The sequence below is a fragment of the Candidatus Rokuibacteriota bacterium genome, from assembly GCA_016209385.1.
GTDB lineage: Bacteria > Methylomirabilota > Methylomirabilia > Rokubacteriales > CSP1-6 > JACQWB01.
Genome location: JACQWB010000230.1, coordinates 1 through 14,935 on the forward strand (window position 1 = coordinate 1; position 14,935 = coordinate 14,935).

Genomic DNA, 14,935 nt, shown 5'->3' on the forward strand with positions numbered 1-14,935 from the left:
GCGGAGGCGTGGTGCATGACCGCCTGCCCCGTGGCCGCCATCACCATCTCTCCGGTCGGGGCCAAAGTGGTCCTGGACGACCAGTGCGTGGGGTGCAAGCTCTGCACGATCGCCTGCCCCTACGGCACGATCTTCTACAACCCCGACACCCACAAGGCGTTCAAGTGCAACCTCTGCGGGGGGGCGCCGGCCTGCGCCGAGGCCTGCCCGACGGCCGCCATCGTCTATGAGGAAGCCGAGACCGCCGACTGGCTGGGGCGCTTCGCCGCCGAGCGCGCCGCGCTCGTGCCCGCGGGAGGGCGCTGATGGCGACGCGTCACCTCATCATCGGGGGCGGCACCGCGGGTATCAACGCGATCCGGACGATCCGCGAGGAGGATGGCGACGCGTCCGAGATCAGTCTCGTGTCGGCTGAGCGTCCGTATTCGCGGATGGTGCTCCCCTACTACCTGGGCCGCTCCATCGCCGAGTCCCACGTCTTCACCGCCACGCCCGCGAGGCTGGCCCAGTGGGGCGTCAAGCCCCACCTCGGGCGGCGGGCCGCAGCCCTGGATCCCAAGGCAGGGAAACTGACGCTCGACGATGGCACGGTGCTCGAGTACGACGACTGCCTGATCGCCACCGGCTCCTCGGCCGTCCGGGCGCCGATCCCCGGCGCCGACGGCCCCGGCGTCCACTCGTTCTGGACCCTCGACGAGGCGCGCGGCGTGATCCGCGAGATCAGGGCCGGCAGCCACGTGGTCATGGTGGGTGCGGGCTTCATCGCGTTCACCATCCTGAACTCGATCCTGGCTCTCGGGGCCAGGCTCACCGTCGTTGAGATCGCGCCCCAGATCCTCCCGCGGATGATCGACCGGCAGTCGGCCGAGATCGTGGAGGCCTGGCTGAGGAAGCACGGCGTCGAGATCCTCACCTCGGCCACGCTCACGAAGATCGAGGACTCCGGCGGACGCGGGCACCTCTACTTCAAGGACGGGAAGGAGCTGGTTGCCGACGTGGTGATCATGGCGACGGGGATCAAGACGAACCTCGAGTGGCTCGCCGGCTCGGGGGTCAGGATCAACCGCGGGGTCGTGGTGGACGACCACCTGCGCTCGAATTTCGCCAACGTCTACGCCGCTGGCGACATCGCCGAGGGGCGGAACCTCGTGACCGGAGCCCTCGAGGTCCACGCCATCGAGCCGACGGCGATGGAGCACGGCCGGGCAGTCGGGGCCAACATGGCGGGGCGTGATCTCGCCTACCGCGGCAGCCTCCTCATGAACATTGTGGGTGTCTGCCAGCTCGAGATGGCGAGCTTCGGCGCCTGGGAGGACCCGGCGGTCGAAGCTTTCGTCGGGGTCAGGCCCGATCGCGCGGCCTACCGGAAGCTGCTCTTCACCGGCGACAGGATCAGCGGGGCGATCGTCGTGGGCCGGAGCGAGGATGTCTGGCCGACCAACGACGTGGGGATGCTGAAGGGGCTGGTGCAGTCCGGCGTGCGCCTGGGTGCGTGGAAGGAGCACCTCCGCCGGAACCCGTTCGACCTGAAGCCCGCGTTCATCGCCTCGCTCACGACCGCAACACTCCTACCCCAGACCATCCTCGGGCGCCCGTCGCGTTCGCCCGGGCGCGCGGGAGCCTTGGTATGACACCGACGCACGCGGTCCAGGAAGCGGTGAGGGCAGTGAGCCGCCAACTTCCGGGCGGCTACGCCGGGAAGCTTCTCCGGGTCGATCTGACGAGCGGGCGCAGCTGGAGCGTCGAGTGGAGCCCGGAGGAGATGAGGACGTACATCGGCGGCGTGGGCCTCGGGGCCAAGATCCTCTACGAGGAAGTGCCCCCCGACGTCGGCTGGGACCACCCCGACAACCGGCTGGTCCTGGCGACGGGGCCGCTCGCGGGGCTCCCGGTCTGGGGCACCGGCGGGCTGACCGTGGTCACCCGCGGGGCCCTGACCAACGGCGCGACCTCGACGCAGGCCAACGGCTTCTTCGGCGCCAACCTGAAGTTCTCCGGTTACGACGCCATCGTGATCCAGGGCCAGGCGCCGCGCTGGGTATACCTCTCCATCAACGACGACACCGTGGAGCTCAGGAACGCCGCGTCCCTCGTCGGCAAGGACACCTGGGAGACGCAGGACGCCCTCTCCGCCGAGCTGGGCGTGAGCGGCCATCAGCTCTCGGTCTACTCGATCGGCCCGGCTGGCGAGAACCTGGTTCGCTTCGCCGCGATCCAGGGCGACTATGGCCACGTCGCGTCGAAGAACGGCTGCGGCGCCGTCATGGGAAAGAAGAAGCTGAAGGCCGTGGCCATCGTGCGCGGGACCAAGGCCGTGACGGCTGCCGACCCCCGCGGGCTCTTCCAGGCCGCCGACGACATCGCCCACGACCTGAAGACGAACCCCCTGGCCAAATCTCTCTACGAGTACGGCACGCTCCCGGGAGTCGTCAACCTCTCGAAGCTCGGCGTCCTCCCCATCAAGAACTACACGACCAACGTCGTCCCGGAGGGCGTGGACTTCTCGCGCTGGGAAGCCCCGAAGCTCCGGCAGGGCTTCGACCACCGCGGCCACCAGTGCAACGCCTGCGGCATGCACCACTGCCACATCCAGGTGATCCCGTCGGGGCCCCACAAGGGGGAGCGGGTCGACGAGCCCGAGTACGAGGGGTGGTCAGGCGCGGGGTGGACCATCGGGCTCACGGACCCCGTGGCTGTCTCCTGGCTCAACACGCGCATCGACCGCGCCTGCGTGGACGTCAACGAGTTCGGCTGGGTCGTCGGCTGGGTGATGGAGTGTGTGGAGAAGGGGTACATCACCAAGGAGCAGCTCGGCTTCGAGCTCAAATGGGGCGACGCCGACGGGGCGTACCGGCTGCTCCGCATGATCACGCACCGCCAGGGGTTCGGCGACCTGCTGGCCGAAGGCGTGAAGCGCGCCGCTGAGAAGCTGGGTGGCCCTGCGCGCGAGTGCGCGGTGTACACGTTGAAAGGCGCCACGCCGCGCGGTCACGACCACCGGGGCCGCTGGGACGAGATGCTCGACACCTGTACGGCGAGCACCGGGACGCTCGAAACCGGCAACCCGGTTTTCCCGCAGGAGATGGGCCAGCCCGCGCGAATCAACATCTTCGACGGCGACCAGGTGGCCAAGCTGGTGGCGGGCCTGCTCGGCCGGCGCCACTTCGAAGACTCCCTAGGGATCTGCATCTTCACCACGCGCACGACGATCCAGAACATCTGCCAGGCCCTCTCCGCCGCTGCGGGCTGGCCTTACGCGCTGGAAGAGGCGGTCCGGTTCGGCCGGCGCACGGCTGCGATCCTGCGCGCCTTCAACCTCCGTTGCGGCATCGGCCCCGACTTCGAGTATCCGTCCCCGCGCTATGGCTCCACGCCCATAGACGGACCCGCCAAGGATCAAGCCGTCATGAAGCAGTGGGAGCGCATGCGGGAGCTCTGGTACGAGGGCGTGGGGTACGACCCGAAGACGGGTAAGCCCTTGCCCGAGACCCTGACCCAGCTCGGCCTCGACTGGCTCCGCCGCGACCTCTGGGGGAAGTGACCCTGCTGCCTGCGGCCACATCACCCTCGTCGGCCAGCAGCATGTCCGGGTGAATCATGAAGCAGCGGACAAAGCCCTTTGTATTGTGCATCGATAACACGGAATACGAGGTGTCATTGATCCGGGGCAAGGTCTATCGGATTCTCCCTGACCCGAGGGCTGGCAAAGATGATCTGGTCCGTATCATCGATGAGAGTGGCGAGGACTATCTTTACCACAAGAGCCATTTTGTCTTTGTGGACTTCCCCAAGGCCGTGAAGAAAAAGATATTGGCGCTTGAGAGTGCCGCCTGAACCGCGCGCAAGCAGTCGCCGCGTTGAGGCAGGCGGAGAGGAAGGGACGATGCCAAAGGTCGGGGCCCGGCACGCCACCGTGGAGGTCACGGGGTGGGTGACCAAGTTCGTGGGTGGTGACGGGAGTGGCCGGAAGCTCTACACGGAGCCCGTGGCGGCGGGGGACACGGTGAGGGATATCCTCCGGCGCGTCTCGGCGCGCCACCCCGAGCTGGACGCTGCCCTCTGGGACGCCTCGAAGCGGGAACTGGGGGAGAACATCGAGGTGCTGGTGAACGACGCCGTGCTCGGCATCAGCCATACGCTGGACTCGGAGCTCCAGCCCGGCGACCACCTCACCCTGGTGGGCCAGTACATGGGTGGCTAGGTCGGTCGGAGGGAGCCTCGACGGCCCCCTCGCGTTAAGCGATGGCGGAACGGATCCTGGTCGTCGACGATGATGCCCACGTGGCCGAGACCATGGCCGAGCTTCTGCGCGAGGCAGGGTACCAGCCCGAGACGTGTACCGACAGCGTGGCCGCCTTCAGGCGGATTTCCGAGGTCGCCTACGATCTGATCGTGAGCGACATCATGATGCCGGACTTCGACGGGCTCCTCCTCCTTTCGCTGATCAAGGCCCAGACCCCGTCCCCCGAGGTGATCCTGGTCACGGGCTTCTCGACGCGGGAGCGCGCCCGGCAGGCCATGACGCACGGCGCCTTCGCCTACCTCGAAAAGCCCTTCGACTCGGCGGAGCTGCTGGCCCTCGTGAGGCAGGCGCTCCGGAAGCGGAAGCTGGCGGTCGGGCAGGATTCTGACGGCTGACGGCCCGGCGTCGCCCCCCTCAGGGTCTCACGACGAACTTACCGTATTCCCGGTAGTTGCGGTCGAAGGTGAAGGCCGCTCGGATCTTCAGGCGCTCCATCAGCGCAAAGCTGGTGCAGTCCGTGAAGCTGAACGGCTTGTCGTCGTAGCGTCTGAAGATGCGCCAGGCGGCCTCGAAATCCGCCGTCGTCACCGGCTCTATTCGGAGGAACCGGCTCGTTCGGATGCTCTCCCCGAAGTCCACGGCGGCCCGGTGGCCCACCCGCACCCGGATCAGGGTGTAGACCTCGTCCAGGACGTAGTCGCTGGTGATGAGGCGCTCTCCGCGCGCCATGAGCTCGTGGCGGGCCTCGAGCGCGTCGGCGTGGTGCCCGTCCCGCTCATTTTCGATCGCGAAGAAGGCACCGGTGTCTACGAAGACCATTCGGCCTCGCCGTAGAGATACTTGTCGTGGCGCGCGGCGAGGTCCTTCGGGCCCTTGAACGAGCCCCGGCGGTGGTAGAAGGGGTCATCCCGGTAGCTCTCCCGCAGCCGGGGCGGGGAGGCCCGCCGCTCGTCGATCAGCCCCCGGATGAAGCCGCTGACTGTCAGGCCCTCGCTCGCCGCCTCGCTTCGCACGAACTCGTACTGGTCAACAGTGAGTTCGAGGGTCAAGCGCTTGTTGGCCATCCTGGCTCCTTTTGTGTACGTACATACTACCACACGTCACCATCATCCTATCAGGCCGACCGCGAGGCGTCTGGTACCATGGAGCCGCCATGGGCGCGCTCAGGCTCTTCGTCAACGCGACCGTCCTGACCATGGACCCCACGTTCCCGAGGGCCGAGGCCCTGGCCGTTCGGGACGGCCGGATTGTCGCCGTAGGGAGCACCGATGAACTGCTCTGGCTCCGGCAGGGCGACTGCGAGGTGGTGGACCTCGAGGGGAGGACGGTTCTGCCGGGCTTCGTGGACGCCCACAACCACTTTGCGATCGCCGCGCTGGAGGGGTTCTGGGCCGACTGCCGGACCCCGCCGCTCCGATCCATCGCCGAGATTCAGGCCAAGCTCGGCGCTGCCGCCCGTGAGGCCCCTCCGGGCGAGTGGGTGCGGGGCTGGGGCTACCACCACGCCGTCCTCGCCGAGCGCCGCCATCCCACGCGGCACGAGCTGGACGAGGCCGTGGCCGATCGCCCGGTGCTGCTCCTCCACTTCTCCCACCACCAGGGCGTGGCGAACTCCAAGGCGCTGGCCGCGGCGGGGATCACGCGGGCGACTCCGGATCCTCCCGGTGGGGAGATCGCGCGCGACAAGGCGGGGGAGCCCACGGGGCTCCTCTTCGAGCGCGCCATGGCGCCCGTCGAGCGCGCCTCGCGCGAGGGGTGGGAGGCGCGCTTTCCCGAGGCGGCGGCTGGCGCGAGCCGGCGCTACGCCGCGTGCGGACTCACCACGGTCCAGGACGCCGCCGTGAGCCCGGCGATGGAGCGGCGCTACCGGGACGCCGAGGCGTCGGGGCGACTGGGAATCCGGGTGCAGCGCATGGCGACGAGCGCGTCTGGCTGGTTCGACCCTCCGTGGGAGCTGGCGCGGGGGCCCGCGCACGGCGGCGTCCTCAAGCTCTTCGTGGACGGCGGGTACCGCTGCGCGATGCGTCTGCCTCGCGACGGACGCGAGGTGACAAGCGGGTTCCTCTTCTATCGGCGTGAGGAGCTGGCCGACATGCTGGTGGCGGCGTGGCGCGCGGGGTGGCGAGTCACCTGCCACGCCCTCGGCAACCTGGGAGTCGAGGTGGCCGTGGAGGCGCTCGAGGACGCGTTCAGGCGCGAGCCGAGCGGGGAGGGGCGCGTCAGGATTGACCACGCGATGTTTGTGACTCGCGAGCTGCTCGGTCGGATCCGAAGCCTCGGGGTCTGTGTGGTGACCCAGCCCAACTTCGTCTACGACCTGGGCGGGCCGAGCCGCGAGCTCCCGCCCGGCCTGATCCACCTGGCGTTCGGGAGCCTGCTGGAGCAGGGAATCCCCCAGGCGTTTTCGTCCGACTACCCGTGCGGGAGCCTCGCGCCGCTGGCGGGGATCTATGCGGCCGCCACCCGGCGCTCCCGGGACGGTCAGACGGTGAGCGCCGAGGAGGCGGTGCCGGTCCCGGCAGCGCTCCAGGCCTACACCATCGCTGCCGCGCGGGCGACTGGCATCGGGGACGAATGCGGGAGCCTCGAGGCCGGCAAGCACGCCGACCTCGTCGTCCTGGACTCGAACCCCCTCGACATCCCCCCCGACGCCCTGCTTGGGATCAACGTGATAAAAACCTTCGTCGCTGGAGAGGAGGTGTGGCCGTGACCGACCGCAACCAGCTCCTCGGCGAGATCGGCGACTGCCTGGCCGAGGCCCTCAGGCTCCAGTCGCGCGTCACCGAGCTGACCGACCAGGTCCACCAGGCCGCGGGGATGGCGACGGCGGACCGGGCCCTTCGCGGCCGGGTGACCGGGCTCTTCTTCGGGCTCCTCGCCCACCTGGAGGAGCTCACTCGGCTCGTCAGAGAAGAAACTTAGGGGAATTCCCTTGACCCTTTGCGACCGTTTGTGCTAATTGAGCACAAGCGGGCGCGGGTCCGGGGAAAAACCCTCCCACCTCCGAGGAGCCTCATGGCGCAACGTATTGGATTTATTGGGCTTGGGATCATGGGGCGACCTATGGCGCGGAACCTCCTGAAGGCGGGCTACTCCCTGGTCGTCCACAGCCGGAGCCAGGGCCCGGTCCAGGAACTGGTGAAGGAGGGCGCCGCCGCGGCCGCCGCTCCGAAGAGCGTCGCCGAGCAGGTGGACTACCTGATTACCATGCTTCCCAACTCCCCCGACGTGGAGCTGGTGGCGCTCGGCGCCAACGGGATCATCGAGGGGGCCAGACCGGGGCTCATCTTCGTGGACATGTCCACGATCTCGCCGATCGTCTCCCAGAAGGTCGCCCGCGCCCTCGAGGCGAAGGGCGTCCGGATGCTCGACGCTCCGGTCTCGGGCGGGGAGAAGGGTGCGGTCGAGGGGACCCTGTCCATCATGGTGGGCGGCGACAAGGCTGTCTTCGACCAGGTCCTCCCGATCTTTCAGGCCATGGGGAAGACCATCACGCACCTGGGTCCCCTGGGCGCCGGCGGCTTCACCAAGCTGGCGAACCAGATCATCGTCGCTGTCAACCTCACAGCGATCGCCGAGGCGCTCACGCTGGCGGCCAAGGCCGGCCTGGACATCGAGCTCACGATCAAGGCGCTCTCAGGGGGCCTCGCGGGGAGCCGCTGCCTCGAGCAGAAGACGCCCAACTATCTGGGCCGCAGCTACCGGCCTGGCTTCAAGGTCGACCTCCACTACAAAGACCTGGGCCTGATCCTGGAGACCTCGCGGGCCCTGGGCGTGCCGCTCCCGACCACGGCCCTGGTCCAGGAGCTCTTCAACGCGCTCCGCGCGCGGGGCCGCGGGGGCCTCGACCACTCGGGCGTCATCACGCTCCTGGAAGAGCTGGCGGCCACCGAGGTCGGGGGTCCGCGGTGAGGGCCACCGTGGATCGGGCGACCCTCGGCTCGCAGGGGCGGAGCCCGCTCATCAAGATCCGGCGCGTCAGGAAAGGCGACCTCTCAAAGGTCAAGGACGTCATCGAGCAGGCCTTCGCCGACTTCTACGAGCGCCAGCTCGGCAGCCGCCCCCGCCAGGTCTTCGGCGGTGCCCAGTACGTGCACCACCGCTGGCTCATGGAGCCGTGGGGGTGCTTCGTCGCCGAGGAGGGCGAGGGGAAGATCGTCGGGGCCTCGGTCGCCGTGATCTGGGGGACGGTGGGGCTGGTGGGCCCGATCGCGGTCCTCAGCACGTATCAGAACCAGGGCATCGGCCAGCAGCTCCTCAAGGCGACCGAGGCCTTCTTCGACGAGAACAAGGTCGCGCTCCAGGGCCTCGCCACCTACCCCCAGAGCCCGAAGCACCTCTGCTTCTACCAGAAGCACGGCTTCAAGCCCAAGGGTCTCGTCGCCATCACCGTGAAGGCGCTCGATCGCCGGGAGATCGTGCCGGTCAAGGCCGTCGGCGAGACGCACCGGTTCTCGGAGCTGGAAGAGGTCAGGAAGAAGAGCACGATGCAGAAGCTCCGGCGGCTCACCCACGCCATCTACCGGGGCATGGACGTCGGGAAAGAGGTGGAGATCGTGGACGGCCTCGCGCTCGGGGACACCCTGGTGCTGGAGAAAGGCCGGGACCTCCTCGGCTTCGCGATCTACCACACCCCCGGCGTCAGCGAGGCGCCCCAGGGATCCCTCTACGTCAAGTTTCTCGCCCTCGACCCGCGCCACCGCAGACCCGAGTGCTTCCACCAGCTCCTGGCCACCCTCGAGGAGATCGCCCACGGCGGCGCCCTCCAGCGGGTGATCGTGCCCGTCTACACGTACTACTGGAGCGCCTATCAGGCGCTGCTCGAGCGCGGCTACTACCTCGACGTCACCATGGTTCGCATGAAGCGCGGGAAGCTGGAGGACTACGAGCACCCGGGCGATTTCATCCTGGACGACTGGCGGTGATCCCCCGCGCGACACGCGTGGGGTTGATCCTCGCCGCTGCCGCGATCGTCGCGCTGGGACCCGTCGGGCCGGCCTCGGCCCACGCCCTGGTCCTCGAGTCGCTGCCGCGCCCCGATTCGACGGTGTCGCCCGCGCTCTCCCGCGTCGTCATCCGGTTCAACAGCCGGATCGAGAAGACGCTCTCCCGGGTCTGGCTCGTCGGCCCGGGCCCCGGCCGGCTGCGCCTCCGGCTCTCGGATGACGGGGCCCCCGATCACCTGATCGCGCCCGTTCCCCCCCTCGCCCGCGGGACCTACACGCTCGAGTGGCACGTGTTCTCGACCGACGGTCACGTGACGCGGGGGAGCTTTCCCTTCGTCGTCGCTCCCGGGCCGTAAGCGTCCGTGGCCGCCTTCGCTGACGTCCTGCTCCGGGCTCTCGGCCTGACGGGCCAGGCCCTGGTCCTGGGCGGTGTCGCCTTCGCGCTCGTGGTCCTCCGACCGCTCGTTTCGAGCCAGCCTGACCCGCGCCCGCTGCTCGGCCGGACACTCGGGCTCGTGGCCCTGGGTGCCCTCGGGATGGCGCTCGCCCAATCCCTCGCCGTGCTGCTCCAGCTCGCCTCCGTCGCCGACGAGGCCGGCTGGCCCGTGCGCGAGGCCCTCCGCGCCGCGTTCTTTCGCGCGAACCTGGTCAGGCTCCTGGCGTGCGTCGGTGTGCTGGTGGGCTGCCGCGTCCTCCGCCAACGACCCGCGGCCCGCGGCGGGTGGACTGTCCTGGTCGTCTGCGCCCTGGTGCTGGGGGCGGGCTCGGCGTGGCTCGGTCACGCCGCCGGGAGGCTCGAGCGCCGGGCTCCGTTGCTGGCCCTGGATGCCCTCCACCAGATCGGCGCCGGTGTCTGGGTCGGCGGGCTGGTCCACCTGATGGTCTTCGCCCTGCGGCGTCCTGAGCGATCCTGGCCAGCCGCGGTGCTTCAGCGCTTCTCGGGACTGGCGCTCGCCGCCGTGGCAATCCTGGTCGCGGCCGGGCTTGGCCTCTCGCTCTCCTACGTGGACGGGATTCGGGCGCTGGTCGGTACCGCTTACGGTGTGATGGTCCTGACCAAGGCGGTGGTTCTGGCGGGTCTCCTCTTCCTGGGCGGGATGAACTTCGTGGCGGTGCGGCGGCTCGTGCGGGGCGGGGGGGCCTCGCTGCTGGGGCTCCGGCGGCTGGTGGAAGTCGAGGTCGGCCTCGGCATGACCGCGTTCTTCGCCGCCGCCTCGCTCACCTCCCTCCCGCCCGCCGTGGACGTCGTCGTGGACCGGGCCACGCTCGCCGAGGTCGCTACGCGGTTCGCGCCGCGCTGGCCTTCGCTCACGACGCCGACCATCGACGAGCTCCTGGCCTCGGCAGCCCCCATCACCGACCTTCGCGCGTCGCGCAGACCCGAGGAGTACGCCTGGTCCGAGTATAACCACCACGTCGCCGGCCTCTTCATCCTGGCCATGGGGCTCCTGGCCAGCCTCGAGCGGGCCGGATGGGCGCGCTGGGCGCGTCACTGGCCGCTCCTCTTTCTCGGCCTGGCGGCGGTGCTTTTCGTGAGAAACGACCCCCGGGCCTGGCCTCTCGGCCCCGCCGGCTTCTGGGAGAGCATGGCGCTCCCCGACGTCCTCCAGCACCGTATCTTCGTCCTCGTCGTTGTGGCCTTCGGGCTCTTCGAGTGGATGGTGCGGACCCGCCGGCTTCGCTCACCGGGCTGGGCGCTGGTCTTCCCGCTCTGCGCCGCCGCCGCCGGCGGGCTCCTCATCACGCATTCCCACGCCATGTTCAACCTGAAGGCGGAGTTCCTCGTCGAGGTGACCCACACCCCGCTCGGCCTCCTCGGCCTTTTCGTGGGGTGGACGCGCTGGCTCGAGCTGAGGCTGCCGCCCCCGGGCAACCGCGTACCGGCTCGCCTCTGGGGGCCGGGGCTCGCGCTGGTCGGAATCCTCCTGCTGCTCTATCGCGAGAGGTAGAACAATCGGAGGGGGCCTCGACGGCCCCCTCCGAGGCCTCCCCCAGGACTCGATTGCGCGGGCGAAGCCCGCGCTCGGAGGGCGTTACTCGGACAGGCTCCTAGGCGGCGGGAACCGCTCGGGTATAATACGCCCATGTCGTCGCAGCGCTCGGCTTCGCTCGGGACTGCCTGCCTCGTTCTGCGGCTCGTCCTGGGCGTCATCATGGTCCCGCACGGCATGCAGAAGCTCTTCGCCGCCTTCGGCGGTCCGGGCCTGGGGCCCACCGCCGACTTCTTCGTCAAGATCGGGCTCGTGCCGGGCCTGTTCTGGGCCTGGGTCGCCGGGCTGGTCGAGTTCGCGGGCGGGATCTGTCTCGTGGTCGGGTTCCTCACCCGGGTCGCCGCCTTCCTCGTCGCCGTCCAGATGGCGACCGCCGTCCTCAAGGTTCACGTGCCCGGCTTCTTCGTCGACCGGGGCGGGATGGAGTTCGCGTTGGCCCTCGGTGCGCTGGCCGTCGCGGTCCTCCTCCTCGGGGGCGGGCCGCTCTCCGTGGACCGGGCGATCGGCATCGAGCGGAAGGGCGACGGATGATCCCTGGCTACGCGACGCCTGAGGGGACGGCCGCCTACCGTCAGCGCGCGACGCGCGCGGTCGCCGACCACTTCAGGCTCCTCGAAGACTGCGCCCTCTCCTCGGTCGGGATCGGCACCTACCTCGGTCCCGAGGATGATGCCACCGACCGGCTCTACCGGGAGGCCGCGATCCGGGCGCTGGAGCTGGGGGCGAACGTCATCGACACCGCGGTGAACTACCGCCACCAGCGGAGCGAGCGGGCCATCGGTGAAGCGCTGGCCGAGCTCATCGGCTCGGGCCGGCTGAAGCGCGAAGAGGTGGTCGTGGCCACCAAGGGCGGGTTCATTCCCTTCGATGGCGCGCCGCCGTCCAACGTGCGGGACTACTTCACCGAGACCTACCTCCGCCCCGGCATCCTCCGCCCCGATGATGTCGTGGCCGGCTGCCACGCCATGACCCCGCCCTACCTCGAGGACCAGCTCGAGCGGAGCCGGCGGAACCTCGGGCTCGAGACCCTCGACATCTACTACCTCCACAACCCGGAGACCCAGCTCGGCGAGGTGGGCCGCTCGGAGTTCCTCGCCCGGCTCCGCGCGGCCTTCGCCTTTCTCGAGTCGGCAGTCGAGAACGGCAGGATTCGCCGCTACGGCACCGCCACCTGGAACGGCTGCCGCCAGCCGTCGCGCGCCACCGACTACCTGTCGCTGGCCGAGCTGGTTGAAGCGGCGCGGGCCGTCGCCGGCCCCGGTCATCACTTCAGGGTCATCCAGCTCCCGTACAACCTCGCGATGACCGAGGCCTTCACGTTCGCCAACCAGGCGGTGGACGGCGCGACCGTGTCCGCGCTGGAAGCGGCGCGCCGCCTCGGGATCTATGTGATGGCGTCCGCCTCCGTCTACCAGGGACAGCTTACCCGCAACCTCCCGGCCGTGATCGGCGATTTCCTCCCGGGGCTCGCCACCGACGCCCAGCGCGCGCTCCAGTTCGTCCGCTCGACGCCGGGGATCGGGTCGGCCCTGGTGGGGATGAAGCAGGTCGCGCATGTGGAGGAGAACCTGGAGGTGGCGAAGGTCGCGCCGATCCCCTGGTCCGAGTTCCAGCGCCTGTTCAAGGAGGCGTGACCTCCCTCGGCCGGGGGCGGCGGGATGGAGCTGATCGTCTGCCCCGACGCGGAGGAGCTCGCCGGGACCGCGATGCGCCTCTTCCGGGAGCGCGTCTCCGCCAGGCCGGAGCTGGCCATGGCGGTGCCCGCGGGACGGACCCCGCGCCGGATGTACGGGCTTCTCCGTGACGCACAGGCGCGCTCCCCCGTCGACTTCTCGCGCATACAGGTCTTCTCGGTTGACGAACTCTGCCCGCCGGCGCCGAGCGATGGCTACTTCTGGCGCCAGGTGCGGAGCGAGTTCCTCGCCTGGGCCGGGGTGCCGCCGCCGAACCGCCACCCGTTCCGGGTGGAGGCCTCCGACCTGGCGGCGATGTGCGCCGAGTACGAGGAGACGATCGCCGAGGTGGGCGGCCTGGACGTGATCATGCTGGGGTTGGGGCCCAACGGCCACGTCGCCTCCAACGAGCCCGGGAGCCCGTTCGACTCGCGGACGCGGCCCGTGCGGCTGCTCGCCGAAACGGTGCGCTACATTCTCACGGACGACGTGATCCAGGGCGCGGTGTCAGACCGGGCCGTAACGCTCGGGATCGCGACCATCCTTGGAGCCCGAGAGGTCGTGGTCCTTGTCAGCGGGGCAGCCAAGCGCACGGCGCTGAGAAAGCTCCTCGATGGCCCGGTGACCCCCGAGGTTCCGGCGTCGATCCTCCAGCGTCACCCGCGCTGCACGATCCTCGCTGACCGTGAGGCGAGCCCCTGAGGGTGGATTTTCGAGCCGAGGGGCTCCCGACGAGCCGCAGGCGAGGAGAGCCACGAGGCGAGGCCCGACTAGATTTTCGAGCCGAGGGCCGTCGGCCATCACTCGGAGGGGGGCTTCGCCCCCCTTCCGATACCTCCCCCCGGATCGCGCGGGCGACGCCCGCGCTCGAACCCGGGGAGGCAGGCCCGGCACGAGGCGAGGCCCGACTAGATTTTCGAGCCGAGGGCCGTCGGCCATGCCGGGAGGCAGGCCCGGCACGAGGCGAGGCCCGAGTTGAATTTGCGGGAGGGCTCGGGTAGGGTGGAGAGCCGTGACCCACCTCGCAGCGACGCGCGCACGACCATGGTGGTGAAGATCCATCACGTCGGCATCGCCGTCGAGAAGCTCCCGGTCGCCTACCGCTTCTACCGCGACACGCTCGGGCTGCCGCTCATTCGCGAGGCTGAGATTCCTGACCACGGAGTCCGGGCGGCCCTCCTCGCCGCGGGCGAAAGCCAGGTGGAGCTCCTCGAGCCCGTCGCGGCCGGGACCGCTGTCGGACGCTTCCTGGCCAAGCGCGGCGAGGGCCTGCATCACCTGTGCTTCGAGTGCGGCGACATCGCCGGGGCGCTCCGCGCGCTCAAGGCCAAAGGCGTGGCGCTCATCGACGAAGTGCCGCGACCCGGGTTCGTGGGTCTGGTGGCCTTCATCCACCCGTCGTCGTGCGCGCGGGTGCTCGTCGAGCTGGTCACGCCCACGCCCGGCGCGCTCCCCGTGCCCTCTCCGCTCCGCGTCAAGCGCCTCGTGATCGGGGCGACGGATCCCACCGCCACGGCACAACTCTTCCAGCGTCTCTTCACGCTCCCCGAGCAGTTCAGCAACAGCGGGCCCCGCGTCATGCTCTCGGTGGGGGGCGGCGCGCTCCTCATCGTCCCGCGGGAGGAGGTCGGCGGGCTGGAAGGCATCGTCGCCCTCTCCATGGTCGCGGAGGACCTGGACGGCCTGGTCCGACGCCTGGAGGCTGCGGGTGCCGCGATCCTGAAGGGCGCGGGCGAGGTGACGGTTGAACCCGGGTCGAGCCACGGCGTCCACCTGCACGTCAGCCGCTACGAGTAGCGAATCGCTGGCGGAGTCCCTCGCCGGAGGGCCAGCCCGGCCCACGCCGGTCCGCGAAGGAGCGTGTCGGAGTAACGCCCTTCGAGCGCGGGCTTCGCCCGCGCAACCAACTCGGTCCTCGCCTCGTGGCTCTCCTCGCCTGCGGCTCGTCGGCAGCCCCTCGGCTCGAACCACCCTTCCCGGGGGAGGCCTCGGAGGGGGCCCGGGTACCCACGCCGAAGGCGTGGGTGTCCCCCTCCGATTGTCGTAGGCTCTGATTTCTTCGGGGAGCAGCCGATGATAACC

The 14,935-nt window shown here is 69.7% G+C and carries 17 protein-coding genes and 1 pseudogene; 16 read left to right on the forward strand and 2 right to left on the reverse strand.

All coding sequences use genetic code 11. From position 1 onward, the window contains the following. The 6 genes from HY726_17175 to HY726_17200 all read left to right on the forward strand — a co-directional run. Positions 1-306 (forward strand): 4Fe-4S binding protein (locus HY726_17175; protein ID MBI4610729.1); only part of this gene is annotated, 306 nt, incomplete at its 5' end. Continuing rightward, positions 306-1,631: an NAD(P)/FAD-dependent oxidoreductase gene (locus HY726_17180; GenBank protein MBI4610730.1), complete on the forward strand. Its 1,326-nt coding sequence runs from the start codon at positions 306-308 to the stop codon at positions 1,629-1,631. The genes HY726_17175 and HY726_17180, both read left to right, overlap by 1 nt. Next, on the forward strand, positions 1,628-3,541 hold the full coding sequence (locus tag HY726_17185) for a hypothetical protein (protein MBI4610731.1): 1,914 nt from the start codon (positions 1,628-1,630) through the stop codon (positions 3,539-3,541). Before HY726_17180 ends, HY726_17185 begins: the two co-directional genes overlap by 4 nt. A gap of 56 nt (positions 3,542-3,597) precedes the next feature. Beyond that, positions 3,598-3,834, forward strand: coding sequence for a hypothetical protein (locus tag HY726_17190; GenBank protein MBI4610732.1), 237 nt, complete (start codon positions 3,598-3,600; stop codon positions 3,832-3,834). 49 nt (positions 3,835-3,883) lie between these two features. Beyond that, complete coding sequence (locus HY726_17195) at positions 3,884-4,201, forward strand: MoaD/ThiS family protein (GenBank protein ID MBI4610733.1); 318 nt, start codon at positions 3,884-3,886, stop codon at positions 4,199-4,201. A gap of 41 nt (positions 4,202-4,242) precedes the next feature. Further along, the gene (locus HY726_17200; protein MBI4610734.1) at positions 4,243-4,638 is read left to right on the forward strand and encodes a response regulator; all 396 of its coding nucleotides are present in this window, start codon (positions 4,243-4,245) and stop codon (positions 4,636-4,638) included. Between the two features lie 19 nt (positions 4,639-4,657). On the opposite strand, the gene HY726_17205 is transcribed toward HY726_17200, so the two are convergent. Next, positions 4,658-5,062 carry a PIN domain-containing protein gene (locus HY726_17205; GenBank protein MBI4610735.1) on the reverse strand — a complete coding sequence of 135 codons (405 nt, stop codon included), beginning with the start codon at positions 5,060-5,062 and terminating at the stop codon, positions 4,658-4,660. Beyond that, positions 5,050-5,307, reverse strand: coding sequence for a hypothetical protein (locus tag HY726_17210; GenBank protein MBI4610736.1), 258 nt, complete (start codon positions 5,305-5,307; stop codon positions 5,050-5,052). Before HY726_17210 ends, HY726_17205 begins: the two co-directional genes overlap by 13 nt. 89 nt (positions 5,308-5,396) lie before the next feature. Here HY726_17210 and HY726_17215 point away from each other — a divergent pair, with 89 nt between their 5' ends. From HY726_17215 to mce, 10 genes and pseudogenes are all read left to right on the forward strand, one after another. After that, positions 5,397-6,953 (forward strand): amidohydrolase, encoded by a 1,557-nt coding sequence (locus HY726_17215; GenBank protein ID MBI4610737.1) that lies wholly within the window; start codon positions 5,397-5,399, stop codon positions 6,951-6,953. Further along, positions 6,950-7,165: a hypothetical protein gene (locus HY726_17220; protein ID MBI4610738.1), complete on the forward strand. Its 216-nt coding sequence runs from the start codon at positions 6,950-6,952 to the stop codon at positions 7,163-7,165. The genes HY726_17215 and HY726_17220 overlap by 4 nt, the downstream gene beginning before the upstream one ends. A gap of 93 nt (positions 7,166-7,258) precedes the next feature. Then, positions 7,259-8,155 (forward strand): 2-hydroxy-3-oxopropionate reductase, encoded by an 897-nt coding sequence (locus tag HY726_17225; GenBank protein ID MBI4610739.1) that lies wholly within the window; start codon positions 7,259-7,261, stop codon positions 8,153-8,155. A gap of 8 nt (positions 8,156-8,163) precedes the next feature. Then, positions 8,164-9,168: a GNAT family N-acetyltransferase gene (locus HY726_17230; protein ID MBI4610740.1), complete on the forward strand. Its 1,005-nt coding sequence runs from the start codon at positions 8,164-8,166 to the stop codon at positions 9,166-9,168. After that, the gene (locus tag HY726_17235; protein MBI4610741.1) at positions 9,165-9,545 is read left to right on the forward strand and encodes a copper resistance protein CopC; all 381 of its coding nucleotides are present in this window, start codon (positions 9,165-9,167) and stop codon (positions 9,543-9,545) included. Before HY726_17230 ends, HY726_17235 begins: the two co-directional genes overlap by 4 nt. A gap of 6 nt (positions 9,546-9,551) precedes the next feature. After that, positions 9,552-11,138 (forward strand): CopD family protein, encoded by a 1,587-nt coding sequence (locus tag HY726_17240; GenBank protein ID MBI4610742.1) that lies wholly within the window; start codon positions 9,552-9,554, stop codon positions 11,136-11,138. A gap of 135 nt (positions 11,139-11,273) precedes the next feature. Next, a complete protein-coding gene (locus tag HY726_17245) occupies positions 11,274-11,711 on the forward strand; it encodes a DoxX family protein (protein ID MBI4610743.1) in 438 nt (145 codons plus the stop codon). Next, positions 11,708-12,814: an aldo/keto reductase gene (locus HY726_17250; protein MBI4610744.1), complete on the forward strand. Its 1,107-nt coding sequence runs from the start codon at positions 11,708-11,710 to the stop codon at positions 12,812-12,814. Before HY726_17245 ends, HY726_17250 begins: the two co-directional genes overlap by 4 nt. Positions 12,815-12,838: 24 nt before the next feature. Further along, positions 12,839-13,555, forward strand: coding sequence for a glucosamine-6-phosphate deaminase (locus tag HY726_17255; protein ID MBI4610745.1), 717 nt, complete (start codon positions 12,839-12,841; stop codon positions 13,553-13,555). Positions 13,556-13,903: 348 nt separating this feature from the next. Beyond that, positions 13,904-14,284 (forward strand): annotated as a pseudogene (mce, locus tag HY726_17260) (methylmalonyl-CoA epimerase). Positions 14,285-14,935 lie beyond the last annotated feature (651 nt).